The organism is Telluria sp. LT1R51-2 (assembly GCF_059685775.1).
This window is the reverse complement of sequence record NZ_JCASIM010000001.1, coordinates 1185151-1202457: the sequence shown is the minus strand read 5'-3', so window position 1 is coordinate 1202457 and position 17307 is coordinate 1185151. Positions and strand designations below refer to the sequence as shown.

The following is a 17307-nucleotide window of genomic DNA, read 5'->3' as shown; positions in this document are numbered from 1 at the left end:
TGCTGTTTTAGCTATCATAGCGGATTCCCCGGATTCGCCTAGTCTGCCTCACGCCAAGCGTGCTGCCCCTCGGGTCAGCCCCGTTTCATTACTTTTCAGACAAGAGCCACCATGACCCTGTCCTTCCGCCGCAATGTTCTCAAAACCCTGTGCGCCGCCGCTGCCGGCACGCTGCTGATCGCGGGCGCTGCCCACGCGCAGAGCAACGGCGTGCTGCGTGTTTCGGCCATTCCCGACGAATCGCCGACCGAACTGCAGCGCAAGTTCAAGCCGCTGGGCGATTACCTGGCCAAGGCCACGGGTCTGAAGGTGGAATTCACCCCGGTGACCGACTACGCCGCGTCGGTGGAAGGCCTGGTCAACCGCAAGATCGACATGGTCTGGTTTGGCGGCTTTACCTTTGTGCAGGCGAACGTGCGCAGCAAGGGCCAGGTCACCCCGCTGGTGCAGCGCGTGGAAGACGAAAAATTCCGCTCGGTCTTCATCACCACCATGCCGACCATCACCAAGCTGGAAGACCTGAAGGGCAAGACGCTGGCCTTCGGTTCGGAATCGTCGACCTCGGGTCACCTGATGCCGCGCTCGTTCCTGCTGCAAGCCAAGATCAACCCGGACACCGACCTGAAGCGCATCGCGTTCTCGGGCGCGCATGACGCCACCGTCGCCGCAGTTGCAGGCGGCAAGGTCGATGCTGGCGCGCTGAATATCTCGGTCTGGGAAAAACTGGTCGAGGCGAAAAAAGTCGATCCGAAGCAAGTGCGCGTGTTCTACACGACCCCGGGCTACTTCGATTACAACTGGACCGTGCTCACTGACATGGACCCGGCCCTGAAGAAGAAAATCACCGATGCCTTCCTGGCACTGGACGATTCGACCCCGCAGGGCAAGGAAATCCTCGAACTGCAGCGCGCCACCAAGTTCGTGACGACCAAGACCGCCAACTACGGTGCGATCGAAGCCGCGGCGAAAAACGCCGGCCTGCTGAAGTAAGACGGTCATGGCAAGCTTTCGCCTGCGCGGCGTGACCGTGCGCCACCTGGCAGGCAGCCGCGCGCCTGCCCTGCATGCGCTCGATCTCACGATCGGCGCCGGCGAACAGGTTGCCCTGATCGGCCCGTCCGGGGCCGGCAAGACCACGTTGCTCGCGACGCTCGCCTGCGCCCACCAACCGGGCGAAGGTACGCTGGAAATCCTGGGCCAGGAACCGTGGAACCTGCCACACGCCGCGCGCCACCGGCTGCGCGCGCGCCTGTTTCTGGCGCCGCAGACGCCCCCGCTGCCGGCGCGCCAGCGCGTCGTCACGGCCGTGCTGGCGGCGCGCTTGCCGCACTGGACGCTGTGGCAAGCCTTGACCTCGCTCGTGCGGCCGGACGATCCCGACGCGGCCCACGCTGCGCTGTCCCGCTTTTCGCTGGGCGACAAGCTCTATGCGCGCGTCGACCGCCTCTCCGGCGGCGAACGCCAGCGCTGCGGCCTGGCGCGTCTGCTGCTGTCCGATGCCGAAGCCCTGCTGGTCGATGAGCCGATCTCGGCGCTCGACCCGGCCCTGGCCCGCCATACACTGGCCACGCTGCGCCAGGAAGCCGCGCAGCGCAACGCGACACTGGTGTGCAGCCTGCACCAGGTGGATCTGGCGCGTGAGCAGTTTGCCCGCCTGGTGGGTCTGCGCGACGGACGCATCGTGTTCGACGCGCCGCGCGAGCAGGTCACCGACAGCATGATCGCCGACCTGTACGCCAACGAAAACGTCGAGCCGCACGTGGCACCGCCACACGACACGCCCGCCCAAATCGCCGTCGGCGCCTGTTTCTAGGCATGACGAGCAAGACCGTGCTGCATCCCGATCCGGCCTGGCGCGCGCGCCTGATGGCGGCCATCGTCTTCATATTGCTGCTGTACCCGCTGCTGGTCGCGGCCGAATTCAAACCGTGGCTGCTGTTCGACGCGCAAAGCCTGCGCGCGGCCGGTGGCTTCCTGCGCGATTTCCTCACACCCGAAACCGATCCTGCATTCCTGGCGATGGTGCTGCGCGAAACCTGGCAGACGGTGGCGATTGCCACCGCGGGCCTGACGCTGGCGCTGATCGTCGCCATTCCCGCCACCTTCGTCATCAGCGAGCGCCTGTCGATCTCGCGCCTGGGCACGGGCCGCATCCGCCCGCTCGCCGGCGTCGTGCGCCAGGTGCTGCGCTGGATCCTGATGGTGCTGCGCTCCGTGCCCGAGCTGGTGTGGGCGCTGCTGTTCGTGCGCATCGTCGGCCTGGGCCCGACCGCCGGGGTGCTGGCGATCGCGCTGTCCTATTCGGGCATGCTGGCCAAGGTGTATGCCGAAATCCTCGAGTCATCCGACGCGCATGCCACCGATGTCCTGCTGGCCAATGGCAGCGGGCGGTTGCCGGCGCTGTTGTACGGCGCCCTGCCCGATGCCAGCGCCGAACTCGTGTCATACACCGTGTATCGGTGGGAATGCGCGATTCGCGGCTCGGCCGTGATGGGCTTTGTCGGCGCCGGTGGCCTGGGCCAGCGGCTCGATGAATCGACCAAGATGATGGCCGGCGGTGAAGTGGCCACCATGCTCATCATGTTCGTGCTGCTGGTGGCCGGCGCTGACCTGGTCTCGAAACTGCTGCGCCGGAGGATCGGATGAAGGCAGACATGACTCAGCGCGCCGCGATCCCCGCCCCGCCACCACGCCAGATCGGTACCTGGCTCATTCTCGGCGGCCTGCTGGCGCTGATCGTCGCCAGCTTTGCCTCGCTGCCGCTGCAATGGCGTGCGTTCTTCACGCGGGAAGCGATCGATTCGGCATCCGAATTCCTGGCGGGCTTCGCGCCGCCCGATACCGCGCCGGCCTTCCTGGCCAAGACGCTCGTCGCGTTCTGGGAAACGCTGGCCATGTCGGCCATCGGCACCATCCTGGCAGCGCTGGTTGCCATGCCGCTGGCGCTGGCCGGCGCCGGACGCATGGGCCGCGCGCCGCGCGCCGTGACGCGCCTGGTGCTCAATGTGCTGCGCTCGATCCCCGAGCTGGTGTGGGCGGCGGTGCTGCTGGTGCTGGCAGGCCTGGGGCCACTGGCCGGCACGCTGGCGCTGGCCGCGCACACGGCCGGCGTGCTGGGACGCCTGTTTGCCGATGCGCTGGAAAACATCGAGCCGCACGCCGAGCAGAGCCTGCGCACGAACGGCGCGCGGCCGCTGGCAGCATTCCTGTACGCGACGCTGCCCCAGGCGCTGCCGCAGATGCTGTCATATACACTGTACCGCTGGGAAAACAATATCCGCGCGGCAGCCGTGCTCGGTGTGGTCGGGGCCGGCGGCCTGGGCCAGATGCTCAAGTACCACCTGTCGCTGTTCCAGATGCCCAGCGCCGCCACGGTCGTGATTGCGATGCTGGTGCTGGTGGCGCTGGTCGATGCCGCCAGTTATGCGCTGCGCCGCGCGCTGATGCGCTAAAACTGATGCCCTAACTTTATTTGCGGACACCTCACCCGATGCTCGAACTCGACCAGCTCACCAAATCGTATGGCGGCCGCACCGTGCTGGCCGAACTCTCGCACGTGTTCAAGGCGGGCGAATTCGTCGCCATCATGGGCGAATCGGGCGTCGGCAAGTCGACGCTGCTGAACCTGATCGCGGGCCTCGATACGCCCGACGGCGGGCGCGTGATCATCGACGGCACGCCGATCTCGAACCTGGACGACGACGCCGCCACGCGCCTGCGCCGTACCCGCATGGGCTTCATCTTCCAGGCCTTTCACGTGCTGCCGCACCTGACGCTGCGCCAGAACGTCGCGCTGCCGCTGCTGCTGAACAAGGCGCCGCTCGAGCGCGCCGATGCGATGCTCGATGCGGTCGGGCTGCACGGGCGCGGCGGCGACTTTCCGCGCCAGCTCTCGGGCGGCGAAATGCAGCGCGTCGCGATCGCCCGCGCGCTGGTGCACCGCCCGGCCCTGCTGCTGGCCGATGAACCGACCGGCAACCTCGACCCCGAAACTGCCGGCAGCATCCTGCAACTGCTGCGTGACGAAACGCGCGCGCATGGCGCCGGCGCCATCATGGTCACCCACTCCCACGCCGCGGCCGCCATGGCCGACAAGGTCCTGCTACTGACCCATTCCGGCCTGAAATTAGCGTAAATTCCCAGAGGAAACGCTCGCTTACCGCGAAATTAGTTAAATGTGCAAACGCGTGCGCGATGCAATCGTAGTAATATCGCAACGACCTGCCGTAGATAGCCATCAGAACAAGCAGGGAATATCCAGAACCAGCGGTCTGTCTTGAATCATGTTTACATCAGGGAGAACCGACATGACCGTACGGCAGAAAAAACAGGAATTGCTCGATGCGATGCAACGAGCGCGCGCACTGGAGCCGTCGAGCTTCGTGCCCAACAAGCTGCTCGACACGCTGATCGAGCGCATGCAACTGAAAAATGACGCCGAGCTGTGCCGCGTGCTCGAAGTGCAGCCCCCGATCATCAGCAAGATCCGTCACCGCAAGCTCAATGTCGGTGCCACGATCCTGCTGCGCATGCACGAAAAATCGAACATCCCGATCCGCGAGCTCAAGGAACTGACCAACGACTCGGCGCTGCACTGACGGCGCGCGAGGGCATCAAAGTCACGCCTGCGCTGGTGGCCGCCCGGTCCTGAGCTGCGGCAACGCCGCCAGCACACCTTGCAAGGTCGCCACATCTAGCTGGCCCAGCAGGGCCACGCCAATGCGCAGCAATTCGCTCTTCTTGACGTCGATGCCCGCGCGCAGGCAGGCCTGCTTTACTTCCAGCAGTACCGCATACTCCCCTTCCGGCATCGTGAAGCTGTCGCGCACGAGCGCCGGGCGTGCTTCGCGGGCAGGCGTGCGTTCCACGATCGGGACGACCGGCGGCTTGGCAGTGGCGCGCGGCGCGGCCGGCTTTCTTGCCGGACTGCTGGCCAGCGCCTTCGCTGCCGACTTGACTACCGCCTTGACACTGGTCTTTGCGGCGGGCCGGGTCGGCGTCGCTGGCGGCGCGACGGGCTTGGCGGGTTTGGTAACGGCCTTTACCGACTTGGCGGGTCGGGCAGTGTTTGCGGCCGCAGATGCGGCGCGGGAGGCTGATTTGGCGGCAGGTGTGCGGGGCATGAGCCGCTCCGTCATTGAGAAGGCAAACAATATAAACGATTTGCCAGTATGCTGTCGGACGGGAATGCACGGTGGGTAGCAGCCAAATGCCAGCGGCCGACGCCAATTCGCGCGACAATACAGGCGTCATAGAGCGGAGTTTCTGTTTTTTCGAAGTAAAGCTTCGACAAACTCCTCTTTTGCAGGAAATGAACCTGAATTATCCTGCCAAGGCGACGACTCTGCTGTAAACTTGTTGGCGCCGCGGGCTGCGTCTCGCGGGCCCCTGCGCACCCCAGTAATTTATGAACCCGACCCAGGCCAGTATGCGCACCAAGACTCAATGGATCCTGCCGGTGCTGTTTGCCGCCGCGCTGGCCCTGCTGCTCCAGCATTTCCTCGGCTCGATCGCGTGGGCCGGCCTGCTGGCCGTGATCACATGGCCGCTGCACCAGCGCATGCTGCGCCGCGGCTGGCCGCCGCTGGCCAGCGCCACCTTCATGCTCGTGCTGCTGATCGTGAGTTTCGTCGGCCCGTCCGTCCTGCTGTTCCACACGCTCAGCAGCGAACTGGCCAGCCTGCAGCGCCTGCTCATCAGCTTCAACCAGACCGGCGTGCCGGTACCGGCCTGGCTGACCAATCTGCCGCTGGTGGCCGAACCGGCCGTTACCTGGTGGCTCGAACATCTGGCCGTCCCGGGCGGGCTGAATGCCCTCGTGCGCACGACGCTGGGCGACTTCATGCCGCACCTGACCGACACGGCGCGCGTCTGGGGCTCGACCATCCTGGCCAACGCCCTGTACCTGTTCCTGACGCTGTTGACGCTGTTCGTGCTGTACCTGCACGGCACGGCCGTCATGCATTACATCGACGGCGCCGGCCAGCGCCTGGCGCCCGTCCAGTACGCCAAATTGCGTCGCGTGCTGCCGCTGTCGGTGCGTGGCACGGCGCTGGGCCTGGGCTCGATCGCGATCCTGGAAGGCATCGTGCTGGGTGTGGCCTACTGGATCGCCGGCGCGCCGGCGCCGGTGCTGCTGGGCGTGATCACTGGCTACCTGGCCCTGATCCCGGGCGGCGCGCCGCTGTCGTTCACGATGGTCTCGCTGCTGCTGTTTGGTCAGGGCAATTCGGCCGAGGCACTGGGCCTGTTCACGTGGGGCGCGGTCGAGCTGTTCCTGGTCGATAAATTCATCCGCCCGAAACTGATCGGCAAGCGCGTGAACCTGCCGTTCCTGGCGGTGCTGTTCGGTCTGCTGGGCGGCGTGTCGACGCTGGGCGTCATCGGCCTGTTCGTCGGCCCGCTGATGATGGCGATCCTGTTCGGCTGGCTGCGCGACAGCACGCCGGCCGCACCGCTGGTGCTTGCCCCGGTGACACCCGACACATCAGACGACGCCCACGGGATGCGCTAGCGTCGCGCCGACGGCCCCGGCGCGCTGGTGCATGTCCCACAGCGCGCCGACGCGCAGGCCGGCAGTGACCGGCGTGACTGCCGCGATCTCGAGTTCTTCCATCAATCCCCACAACAGCGCCAGCCCGCCAGCCAGATGCGCCCCCTCGCGGGTGGCGATGAAAACGTCACGCAGGACCGCGAGATCGCCCTGCGTCAGCGGCGTGCCCGTGTTCTGGCCCCGGTGCGCGTGACCGGCCAGCGCGCGCACCGTGCCGCACGCACCGTAAGCCATGTCCCAGCCGCGCGCGCCCAACCCTGCTTCGGCGAAACGGCTACGGCTCGAGCGCACCGCGGCATCAAAGCCGGCCCCGTCAATCCGGCCGCTTGCGAAAAACGTCAGGCTCTGGCGCACCGCACCGAGCGCGAACGATTCGATGCGGCGGATCGCCGCGCCCTCCCCGATCACCAGTTCCGTCGACACGCCGCCGATATCGAGCACGAGCCGTGGCGCACAGTCAGCTGCGCCCAGCGTATTGACGACGCCCAGGTAGACCAGGCGCCCGGCTTCGTCGCCCGCAATGATGTCGACCGGATGGCCGAGCGCGCGCCCGGCTGCCGACAGGAACAGGGAGGCATTGCGCGCCATGCGCAGCGCGGCCGTGGCCACGACGCGCACCGCGTGCGGCCGCCAGGCGTCGAGTGCACCCCGGAATTGCGCCAGGCAGGCCAGCGCACCCCGCAGCGCGGCGCTGCCGAGCATGCCGTCTTCGTCGAGCGACGCCGACAGCTCGACCTTCTCGCACATGGTCGCGACGAGCTCGAGCACGCCGTCATTGAAACGGCCGATGTGCAGGCGAAAACTGTCCGAGCCAAGCTCGACAGCGGCGTAGATGGGGGATTCGTGATCGATGGGCGGCATGGCGCATGAGCATAAGCGGCCACCGTGACGGGCGCGTTACATGGACGCTGCGAGGCGCACCCGCGGCTAGATATCGGCGACCGCTTCGCTGGCCGGCGCTACGCGGTTGCGGCCCGCTCGCTTGGCCTGCTGCATGGCCTCGTCGGCGCGCTGGAACAGCGACGTCGTGCTGTCCTCGGGCCGGATCGTCGTCACGCCGAAGCTGGCCGTGAGCTTGATCATCGCCCGCTCGCTCTTGACCGGCGTGGTGTCGATGGCCGCACGGATGCGCTCGGCCACCATCACGGCTTCATCGAGACTGGTGCGGGGCAGCAGGACGGCAAATTCCACACCCACCACGCGCCCCAGCTGGTCGCTGTCACGCAACTGGCGCCGGCACAGCGCGACCATCTGGTGCAGCACCACGTCGCCAGCCGGATGGCCATAGCTGTCATTGACGCGCTTGAAGCCATCCAGGTCGAACACGATCAGCGCGGTCGGCAGGCCGGGCCGGCGCGCCAGCGCCAGCCATGGCGCCAGCAGCTGGAAGAAACCACGCCGGTTCGGGGCGTCGGTCAGCGGGTCGATGGTCTCGAGCCGCTCCAGCGTATCTTGCAGGCGTTCGCGGCTCAGCAACAGCACGCCGAAGGCATTGCCGAGCAGAAGCAGATACAGGGCGCCGCTGGAAAATTGGCTCAGCAGGTCGTTCGAGAGCCAGCCCCAGCCACGTGGCAGCAGCAGTACCGACAAGCCGCGCGCCGCGACCACCAGCGCCAGCGCCGCTGTGGCCAGCGACAGGAAACGCTGCAGCAGGCTGGCATCACGCCAGCGCCAGCCGAGCGCCACTGCGCCTGACAGATAGAACGCCCCAAGCAGGAGGGATGCGGCCACACTGCGCAAACCCTCTTCGTCGATCAGATAGCACAGGAAAAACACGAGGACTGCCACGCCGCCCAGGATCAGGGTCGGTGTGCGCCAGGCCGGCCGGCGCGCCGCTTCCCACGAGGCGCCCGCCTCGACCGCCACACCGGCAAACAGCAGCGCATAGCCACCAGGGATCGCGATGGGGGCCGGTACCACACCCGAGTCGCCCAGCGCCAGCAGCAGCCAGGCGCCGCCCTGGATCTGTTTCGACAGACTCCAGAACGTCATCGCAGGCGCGCGCACGGGGCCGTGATTGAAAAACGTCAGTAATGCACACAGGGTCAGGTTCCCCAGGGCGAGCACCAGCACCATCGTCGACGCGTCCAGCATAGGCATGTCATTACTCATGTTCGGCGTTCCGGGGTGCCGGCACCAGGCTGGCTGGCCAGGATGCGGGGTGAATGATTCGCGCCACGGGGCCGGCAGACGGCGCACGGGCTGCTGGCGGCCAGCTTATCAGAAAGAGATGCCTTGCAACAAGCCAACGCAGCCGTCAGCCGGCGAAGCGGTTGAAGACCTCGCGCACGGCCAGGCCGCCGCCACCAATCAGGACGCTGAAATAGACGATGGTCACGACATTGCTGATGTGGCCCAGCAGGATACAGACGCCGTCGCGCTGCAGCAGGCCGATGGCCAGGAACAGGATCGCCACGGCCGGGAACGTATTGCTGAACGGGATCAGGCCGAATGGCATCATGAGCAGCACCGCGCCCAGGATCAGGGCCGCGTTGTTGAAGAACGCGACCGGTCCGGCAGCGACCAGCCACTGGATGCGGTTGGGCTTGCTGACGCGCTCGAGCTTCTTGAGCCACGACAGCGCCTTGCGCAGCAGCGGACGCAGCTTGCGCGTACCGATGACACGGTGCGCGAGCTTCGATGGAATCCACAGCTCGCGCCCGGACAGACGGCTGATGCTGATGAGCAGGATCGCGGCGCCGAACACGGTGCTCACGCCCGGAATCGAAATCGGGATCAGGAACACCAGCGTGAGCAGCGCCACCAGGATCAGCAGGCCGTCGTTGCCGACGCTGCGGATCAGTTCACTGAGAGTGATGCCGGTGCGCGGCATCGAGCGGACCAGCGCGCGCAGGCGCTGGGAAACGGGTGGTTCACTGTGCATGGTGTTTTCTTGTGGTGCGTCCGGATGCCCGAACAGGGTGGCTACTGGCCAACGCAAATGATCCGGGTCTCGTATTCGGCCGCCTTGTCTTTCTTGGTGGTGGCCCAGGCAATGACCTCGTCCGCTTGCGCGATCGTCATGATCGTCGCTTTCTCCTTGTTCTTGATGAAGGAGACGCCTTCGAACTTGCCTTCCTTGCTGCGCATGACCTTGGCGAAGACGGGGGGTTTCTTGCCGTCGTCCGACCGTTTGTCCTGGCGGACGAGATAACGCTGCTCTGCTGGTTCCATAAAATAGTCCGTGCCTGATCGATCAAACCGCTATTTTACGGTGCCCGCATTGGGCACACGTGAAAACTTCACCGCCCCACGACACCGATCACCTGGACCAGCACGATCTTGAGCACGGTCATCGACGGAAAAATCATCGCGTAACCGATGTCGGGGCGGTCCGTCGGCGCGATCCGGTTGGCGAACGCAAGGATGGCGGGATTGCCCGTGGTGCCGGCCACGATGCCGACCACGCTGTCGAACGGCAGGCGAAACACGAACAGGGCAATGACCATCGTGACGATGACGAGCGTGGCTGCAATCGCACTGCCCAGCAGCAGGTACAGCAAGCCATCGTTGGCGATCGCGGCGGCAAACGTCGCGCCCGACGAGATGCCCACGACCGCCAGGAACAGCGTCAGGCCAAAATTGCGCAAGACCAGGTTGGCCGGAATCGGCATCGCCCACTGGAACATCCCGCTGCGGCGCCGCCAGCCAAGCACCAGCGCGACCAGCAGCAGCCCCGCGAACCCGAACGAAAACTGCCCGATCAGCGGCAACGGCCAGACGATCGCGCCGAACGCCAGCCCCAGCGTCACTCCGACGCCGATCCCGATATAGCTCACCTCCCCCGTGCTGCGCACCGAGTCGCCGAACAGCTTGCGCAGCGCTGGAAAGCTGCTGCGCGGCGCGAGCACGCCGATGCGGTCGCCCAGTTCGAGCAGGCGCGTCGGGGTCAGGACCAGATCGGCATCCCCACGCCGCAGGTGCAGGATGCGGGCATTGAGCGCGGCCGGCAGCGCCAGCGCGCTCAGTTGCAGGCCGGCCATGCTGGCGCTGGAAATGAAGAAGCGGTCGTAGTCCAGGTCGCTCCGGTCGTGCAACATGCCGCCCGGATGCGCCGGGCCGAAGCGCGTGGCGACCTCGTGCAGCACAGTCTGGTCATTGCCTGCGACGAGCAAGCGATCGCCCGGTTCGATGCGCATTGCGTTGTCAGCGACCAGATTGTGCTCGCCACGGCGCAGTGCCACGATGGCAACGCCGTCGGGCAAGCGCGCTGCAGCTTCAGCCAGGGTCATGCCCAGCACGGAAAATTCAGCCACATCGATCTCTTCCAGATGCAGCGCGGACGATGCCGGCGCCGCGCTGGCCGGCTTGAACACGGCGTTGTACAGCCCGAGCAGCAAAATCGGCACGGCCACGCCCATCGGGTAAGCGACCGAATACCCGGTTGCGGCGGACGTGCCAAACACGGCCAGCGCCGCTTGCAGCGCAGCCGTGCTGGTGCCCGCCCCGGCAAAAGCGCCCAGCGCTTCGGGCAAGGCAAAAACGGGGAACAGCAAGGCCGCGCCGACCGCCAGCGCCAACGCGGTGAGGACGGCCAGCAACGCGGCCAGATTGGCCTTGATGCCCTCAGGCGTCGTCAAGCCGCGGAAGAACTGGGCGCCATAGGCGATGCCGACGCCGTACAGGAACAGCAGCAGGCCGAGATTGCCAAGCATGCCCGGCAAGACGAGGTCAGGTACGGCCGCGCCGACGGCCAGGCCGACGAACAATACCGCACCGGAGCCGAGCGACAAGCCCTTCACGCTGACCGCCCCCAGCAGGTAACCGGCAGCGATGGTGAAGAACAGCGCAAACATCGGCTGGTGGCTGAAGAACGTGGTGATGGCGGTCATGGGGCATTGCCTGGTTGCATGTGTGTGATGCAGTCTACGGCATGGAGACCTGGTTACCCGAAATTGATGCTGCCAACTGAAGGAAATTGGCTTTTACCCCGTCTGTGTGTGATTTTCAGTTGCGGTTGGTGAAGCATGCGCGTTATCGCATCGACGCTATGCCTCGGTGTCGCAGAGCCGGTCACGTCCTGCTGACTTCGCCTGATAAAGACGGCGATCGATCCGGTCGAGGAACACCTTGGGATCATCCTGGGCATCTGGAATAATGGTGCCGATGCCCATGCTCACGGTAACGAGCCGGCCGACGCCGGACCGCGCGTGCGGAATCTCTTCCGCCATGAGCAGCTTGCGGCAACGCTCAGCCGCGCTCCGCGCCGCCTCTCGGTCAGTGCCAGGCAACAGCACGACGAATTCCTCGCCACCGAAACGGGCGCACAGTTGGCCAGGATGGGACGCCGCGGCGTCGATCGCCCGGGCCACGCGTCGCAGGCACTCGTCACCCTGCACGTGACCGTAGTGATCGTTGTATTGCTTGAAGTAATCGATATCGATGATCACGAGAGACAACGGGTGACCGCTTTCGCGTGCTTTTACCCATTCCACGGGGTAAGCCGTGTCGAACATCCGCCTGTTGGCGACACCCGTGAGGCTGTCGCGGTACGACAGAAGCTCGAGTTCGCGCTGCAACTGCACGATCTTGTCTTCCGCCTTTTTGCGCGCCGAGATGTCAAACATGAAGCCGACCAGCGACTCCACAGCGCCGTCCGGACGGCGCACGACGTGCACCACGTCCCGGATCCAGACATAGTCGCCCTGACGCGTAATGGCCCGGTAGTCGGCCTCATGGTCAATGCCTTGCTGCGATTGCGCCACGCAGAAATCCACCGTGCTCTGGCGATCTTCCTCATGGATCCGGTCGGCCCAGTCGTTGACGGTCAGCCAGCTTGCCGGGCTCCATCCAAGGAGCTCTTCGATCTGCGGACCAATATAGGTAAATTGCATCGTAGCCCAGTCGATGCGCCACGGGATTGCCTTGGTGGACTCCAACAGGGTCCGGTACACGCCCGGGTCATCGCAGGCAACCTCTGGAGGGTGTGCAGGTGAAGAAATCATGAATCAGCTGGCTCGAAGGGCTTGTGCTGTGTGTTGCGCATTCTGTCTTTTTCTGGCAGCAAGTGGCGGCAACTGGTCGATCATGCCAATATGATAAGTTGCTTCCGCGAAAAAGTCACGAATTGTCAGGGGCCCCGCTGCAAGAAAGCGCGACGGCCAGACCTACGGCTCCCGCAACAACTTGAACTGCCTCGCCTGCCGGTGATACGTATCCACCGACTGCTTGACATACCGCGTGAGCGCATCGCCCGTCAGCGCAAATGGATACAACCCGGCCTGCGTGCGCATCTCCGCAAACGCAGGTGAACTTTCGACCCCATCGAATGCCTTGACCCAGCGCCGGTAATCCGCCTCGCGCACGTCCGGCCCCATCCAGACGCCACGGATCACCGGCCAGACCACGTCATACCCCTGCTCGCGCGCCGTGCGCACACCGGCCAGCGCGCCCGGCAGGCGCCGTTCGGACAGCACCGCCAGCACACGCACATTGCCGGCTCTCGCCGCCAGCAGCGCTTCGGACGTGTCGCCCGACACCGCCTGCACATGTCCTGCCCCCATCGCGATGAATTGCTCGCCGCCGCCTTCAAGCGCGACAAAGCGCAGCTTGCGCGGGTCCACGCCGGCCATGCGCGCGAGCAGCGCCATCTTGATCCAGTCCTGGCTGCCGACCGTGCCGGACATGCCGATCAGGACCTGCTTCGGATTGCGCCTGATCGCACCCAGTAAATCCGACAATGTCTTGTAGGGGGAATCGGCGCGCACTGCGACCATGCCGTAGTCGGCGCCGAAGGCTGCGACCCAGCGCACGTCGTCGACGTCGGCCTTGCCGAATTTGCCCAGTGCGAGATTCAGGACCGAGCCGCCCGAAAACGTGACGAGCGTATTGGCTTCGCTGCGGCGCTGCGAGACGACCGAGTGCCAGGCCACGGCGCCGACACCGCCCGGCAGGTAGCTGAGCGTGAGTTCAGGCGCGCCCGGCTGATCGTGCAGCGCTTTTTGCGCCAGCTTGCAGGTGAGGTCCATGCCGCCGCCGGGTTTGGACGGAATCAGGCATTCGGCAGCGCTGGCGTGCGGCAGGCCGCCGAATGCCAGGACGGTCAACAGGAGGACGTGCGAAGGTTTCATGGTGCCCATGATACCGCCGCACGGTAAGGCGTGGAATCAGAAGCGGTGCTGCATGCCCGCCGTGATGCCGCTCTGGGTCGAGCCAAAGCCCGGATCGTCGCGCGAGAGGCCAATCAACTGGCCATTGTCCGCCTTCGCGTGCGCCAGCGACAGGTACAGGTCCGTGCGCTTGGACAGCGCCAGCATGGCGCGCGCGACAAACATCGTCGGGTCGGCGTCCAGATTGGCAGGCAGGTTCTTCGTGTTGATGTGATAGACGGCGCCCGTCAGCGTGACCGCGTCGATCGTGCGCGTGATGCCGCCCCAGTAGGTGTCGCCGCGCAGGTCGGCCAGGTTGGTACGGCCCTGCGCCAGCTTGTAGCCGCGCTTGCCGGCCGTGTAGCGCCACGGGCCGCTGCGGTAGTCGAGCGCCACGTGGTACGCCGTCGTCTTGTCGAGCGCATTCGTGGCCACGCCCTCGATCGGCGTGCCGTCGATCCGCTCCCACGATGCCATCACGCCCAATCCATCGCCGAACCACGAGCCGCCCAGCGCCAGCTTGCGGCCTTCTCGCGAGCTGCCCGACCGTTCGCCCAGGCCGACCGTCGCGCCGTAGGTGAAGCCGCCCGTGCGTCCCGTGTACTTGATCAGGTTATCGAACTGGGTCGTCATGCCATAGCGCGATGGCTGGGTGGCACTGCCGCCCGTCGCCCATGAATAGTTGGGGGCAAAGCCCAGTGGATCGAACTTGATCACCAGTTCATACACGGTGGTAAACGAGCGGCCGATGACGATCCGGCCCAGATCGTTCTCCAGTCCCACGTAGGCCTGGCGCTTGAAGATTGCGCCGTCGCTGGCGCCGGTGTCGAGCAGGATGCCGCCTTCGAGATTGAAGACGGCTTTCAGGCCGCCGCCCAGATCTTCGCTGCCGCGAAAGCCCCAGCGCGACGTGTTCTTGCCGCCCGAGATGACGCGCACTGCGTTGCCGCCATCTTCGCCGGCATGGTTGACGAATTCCGCGCCGGCGTCGATCAGGCCATAGACCTGGACGTTGCTCTGGGCGAGGACGGGTGCGGAAAGGGACAGCGCTGCCAGGACGGCAAGCGCGAGGGCCGATTGTTTCATGTGTCTCCGAACGTTGTTATGGTGATCTGCTGCAGCTGGGTCGCTGCTTGTGGGCCGACTATAGGGGCGCGCGCCTTTCAGTTCGCTTTCAGTGGCGCTTTTCCGAAAAGCCGCTTTGCGTTTACACTGGCGCGATGAGAATCCTGCTCGTTGAAGACCACGTCGAACTGTCGCACTGGGTGTCCAAGGCCCTGCGCGACGCCAAGCTGACCGTCGAATGCGCCGCCACCGGCGCCGATGCCGACGCGCTGCTCCACACCCAGGACTACGCCCTGGTGATCCTGGACCTGACGCTGCCCAAGATGGACGGCCTGGACGTGCTGCGCCGGCTGCGCGCGCGCGGGGGCACGCGTGGCGGCACGCCGGTGCTGATCCTGACCGCGCGCGGTGGCCTCGAAGACCGCGTGCAGGGCCTGAACCTGGGCGCCGACGACTACCTGCCAAAGCCATTCGAACTGGCCGAACTCGAAGCGCGCGTCAAAGCGCTGCTGCGCCGCCGCAGTGGCAACGAAGCGCTGGTGCACGAATGCGGGGGCCTCCGGTTCGACACCGTGTCGCGCATGTTCACCATCTGCGGGGAAGCGCTCGCACTGACGCCGCGCGAACACGCGGTGCTCGAAGCGCTCATTGCGCGCCCCGGCCGCGCGCTGTCGAAAGAAAAGCTGTTCGACGAAGTATTCGCGCTGGCCGACGACGTCAACCTCGACGCCATCGAGCTGTATATCCACCGCATCCGCAAGAAGCTCGAAAAGTTCCCGGATGCCCGCGCGATGATCGTCACGCTGCGGGGCATCGGCTACCTGATGCAGGAGCGGCCCGCGTGAGACGCCGCCCGCGATGACCCTGCGCGCATCCCTGCTTCAGATCACCGCCGGCCGGCCACTGGGCAGCCTGCGCGGGCAGCTGCTGCGCTGGCTGATCCTGCCGCTGGTGCTGCTCGTCGCGCTCAATGCGGTCTCGCTGTACCGCGACGCTCTGGAGGCGGCCGATGTGGCCTATGACCGCTCGCTGCTGTCATCCACACGCGCGCTGGCCGAGCGGGTCTCGGTCCAGGATGGCAAGGTGGTCGCCAACGTGCCGTATGTGGCGCTTGACAGCTTTGAGACCGACACGCTGGGCCGCATCTATTACAAGGTCACGGGCCTGCAGGGCGAGACCGTGTCGGGCTACGACGACCTGCCGCCGGTGCCGAAGAACGTGCCGCGCACCGACCTGTATCCGGCGCTGGTGCGGTTCTATCACGCCACCTACAACGGCGAGCGCGTACGCATCGCCGCGCTGCTGCAACCGGTCTACGACGATTCGATGCGCGGCATCGCGCTGATCCAGGTCGGCGAAACGCTCGACGCGCGCCAGGCCCTGTCGCGCGACATTCTATTCAGTACCCTGCTGCGCCAGGCCCTGCTCGTGCTCGCGGTGGCGGCGATGGTGTGGTTTGCCGTGCGCCTGGTGTTGCGGCCCCTGATGCTGCTGAAGAACGAGGTGGAAACGCGCGCGCTGTCCGACCTGTCGAACATCGACCCGGCGCTCGTGCACAAGGAAGTGCGGCCGCTGGTAGCGGCCATGAACGGCGCGATGGCGCGCACGCAGGACCTGATCGCCAGCCAGCGCCGCTTCATCGCCGACGCCTCGCACCAGTTGCGGACCCCGCTGGCGGTGCTCAAGACGCAGGCGGAACTGGCCCTGCGTGAAAACGATCCGGCCGCGATGCGGTCGATTGTCAGCTCGATTGCCGGCACCACCGACGGGGCGATCCACCTGGCCAACCGCCTGCTGACGCTCGCGCGCATCGAGCATGGCGGCGGCATTGCGGCTACTGCGCCGGTGGCGCTGGCAGAGGTGGCGCGCCAGGTCGGACTCGAACTGGCGCTGCCGGCAGTACAGAAAGGAATCGACCTGGCGCTGGAAGCCGATGCTGACGACCTCACCACGGTCCCCGGCCAGGGGTTGCTGCTGCACGAAATGGTGTCGAACCTGGTCGACAATGCGATCCGCTATACGCCCGTCGGCGGCAGCGTGCTGCTGCAGGTCAGGCGCGCTGGCGACGGTGTCACGCTCGCCGTCAGCGACAGCGGGCCGGGCATCGCAGCAGCTGACATGGACAAGGTGTTCATGCCGTTCTACCGCGCCCAGGCGACGCTCGAAGCCAATCCGGGCGGCACCGGACTGGGACTGGCCATCGTGCGCGATATCGCTAACCTGCACGGCGCCGACATCACGCTGGGCCAATCCGGCGATGGTCATGGCTTGAGCGTGCGCGTGATATTTCCCGCGCCGGCAATCGTTGAAGCGTCAAGTGCACTGAAAGCCAATTGAAAGGCACGCACGCCTATAGTTGGTGCAAACAGCAGCACACCAACGACAACGATCGGAGACACCATGCACTTCCCTGCCCACGCGCACGCCGCCCTGGCCGCGCTTTCCCGCCCTTGAACCGCGCCTGACAAACACGGCGCGCGATCAAGCGTGCATCGGCCTGCATGAAGCAGCCGTGCACCACAACGCCACGCGCCACCTGCACCAACACCACGGGCCCCAGCGGCCCACACACCGCGTGCGGCAAGCGCACCGGCAAGGAGA

The 17307-nt window shown here is 65.8% G+C and carries 18 protein-coding genes; 9 read left to right on the top strand and 9 right to left on the bottom strand.

Features of this window, described 5'->3' with window-relative positions:
• Positions 1-111 precede the first annotated feature (111 nt).
• From AC56LH_RS05390 to AC56LH_RS05365, 6 genes are all read left to right on the top strand, one after another.
• On the top strand, positions 112-990 hold the full coding sequence (locus AC56LH_RS05390; protein WP_499644662.1) for a putative selenate ABC transporter substrate-binding protein: 879 nt from the start codon (positions 112-114) through the stop codon (positions 988-990).
• A gap of 7 nt (positions 991-997) precedes the next feature.
• On the top strand, positions 998-1813 hold the full coding sequence (locus AC56LH_RS05385; protein ID WP_499644660.1) for a phosphonate ABC transporter ATP-binding protein: 816 nt from the start codon (positions 998-1000) through the stop codon (positions 1811-1813).
• A gap of 2 nt (positions 1814-1815) precedes the next feature.
• Entirely contained in the window at positions 1816-2646 is an 831-nt protein-coding gene (locus AC56LH_RS05380; protein WP_499644658.1) for a PhnE/PtxC family ABC transporter permease, read from the top strand.
• Positions 2647-2654: 8 nt separating this feature from the next.
• Entirely contained in the window at positions 2655-3452 is a 798-nt protein-coding gene (phnE, locus tag AC56LH_RS05375) for a phosphonate ABC transporter, permease protein PhnE (RefSeq protein WP_499644656.1), read from the top strand.
• A gap of 38 nt (positions 3453-3490) precedes the next feature.
• Complete coding sequence (locus AC56LH_RS05370; protein WP_183551018.1) at positions 3491-4135, top strand: ABC transporter ATP-binding protein; 645 nt, start codon at positions 3491-3493, stop codon at positions 4133-4135.
• Between the two features lie 172 nt (positions 4136-4307).
• Complete coding sequence (locus AC56LH_RS05365; protein WP_482898303.1) at positions 4308-4598, top strand: hypothetical protein; 291 nt, start codon at positions 4308-4310, stop codon at positions 4596-4598.
• Between the two features lie 21 nt (positions 4599-4619).
• Here the strand turns inward: AC56LH_RS05365 and AC56LH_RS05360 are convergent, their stop codons facing one another.
• Complete coding sequence (locus tag AC56LH_RS05360) at positions 4620-5123, bottom strand: hypothetical protein (protein ID WP_499644654.1); 504 nt, start codon at positions 5121-5123, stop codon at positions 4620-4622.
• Positions 5124-5428: 305 nt separating this feature from the next.
• Between AC56LH_RS05360 and AC56LH_RS05355 the strand changes: the two genes are divergently transcribed.
• On the top strand, positions 5429-6514 hold the full coding sequence (locus tag AC56LH_RS05355; protein ID WP_499644652.1) for an AI-2E family transporter: 1086 nt from the start codon (positions 5429-5431) through the stop codon (positions 6512-6514).
• Here the strand turns inward: AC56LH_RS05355 and AC56LH_RS05350 are convergent.
• The 8 genes from AC56LH_RS05350 to AC56LH_RS05315 all read right to left on the bottom strand — a co-directional run bounded on the left by AC56LH_RS05350 (position 6488) and on the right by AC56LH_RS05315 (position 14727).
• Positions 6488-7414 (bottom strand): Ppx/GppA phosphatase family protein, encoded by a 927-nt coding sequence (locus AC56LH_RS05350; protein WP_499644650.1) that lies wholly within the window; start codon positions 7412-7414, stop codon positions 6488-6490. The genes AC56LH_RS05355 and AC56LH_RS05350 overlap by 27 nt on opposite strands.
• 66 nt (positions 7415-7480) lie before the next feature.
• Positions 7481-8653 carry a GGDEF domain-containing protein gene (locus tag AC56LH_RS05345; RefSeq protein WP_499644648.1) on the bottom strand — a complete coding sequence of 391 codons (1173 nt, stop codon included), beginning with the start codon at positions 8651-8653 and terminating at the stop codon, positions 7481-7483.
• Positions 8654-8810: 157 nt separating this feature from the next.
• Positions 8811-9437 carry an exopolysaccharide biosynthesis protein gene (locus tag AC56LH_RS05340; protein WP_499644646.1) on the bottom strand — a complete coding sequence of 209 codons (627 nt, stop codon included), beginning with the start codon at positions 9435-9437 and terminating at the stop codon, positions 8811-8813.
• Positions 9438-9478: 41 nt separating this feature from the next.
• Positions 9479-9727, bottom strand: coding sequence for a hypothetical protein (locus AC56LH_RS05335; protein ID WP_183551000.1), 249 nt, complete (start codon positions 9725-9727; stop codon positions 9479-9481).
• Positions 9728-9795: 68 nt separating this feature from the next.
• Entirely contained in the window at positions 9796-11385 is a 1590-nt protein-coding gene (locus tag AC56LH_RS05330) for an aspartate-alanine antiporter-like transporter (RefSeq protein WP_499644644.1), read from the bottom strand.
• A 156-nt stretch (positions 11386-11541) separates the two neighbouring features.
• Positions 11542-12498, bottom strand: a complete 957-nt coding sequence (locus tag AC56LH_RS05325; protein ID WP_499644642.1) for a sensor domain-containing diguanylate cyclase — start codon at positions 12496-12498, stop codon at positions 11542-11544.
• Between the two features lie 162 nt (positions 12499-12660).
• Positions 12661-13623 (bottom strand): tripartite tricarboxylate transporter substrate binding protein, encoded by a 963-nt coding sequence (locus tag AC56LH_RS05320; RefSeq protein WP_499644640.1) that lies wholly within the window; start codon positions 13621-13623, stop codon positions 12661-12663.
• A gap of 36 nt (positions 13624-13659) precedes the next feature.
• A complete protein-coding gene (locus tag AC56LH_RS05315; RefSeq protein ID WP_499644638.1) occupies positions 13660-14727 on the bottom strand; it encodes a porin in 1068 nt (355 codons plus the stop codon).
• 134 nt (positions 14728-14861) lie between these two features.
• Between AC56LH_RS05315 and AC56LH_RS05310 the strand changes: the two genes are divergently transcribed.
• Together AC56LH_RS05310 and AC56LH_RS05305 are read left to right on the top strand one after the other, a co-directional pair.
• A complete protein-coding gene (locus tag AC56LH_RS05310) occupies positions 14862-15551 on the top strand; it encodes a response regulator (RefSeq protein WP_499644636.1) in 690 nt (229 codons plus the stop codon).
• A gap of 13 nt (positions 15552-15564) precedes the next feature.
• Positions 15565-17043, top strand: a complete 1479-nt coding sequence (locus tag AC56LH_RS05305) for a sensor histidine kinase (protein ID WP_499644634.1) — start codon at positions 15565-15567, stop codon at positions 17041-17043.
• Positions 17044-17307 lie beyond the last annotated feature (264 nt).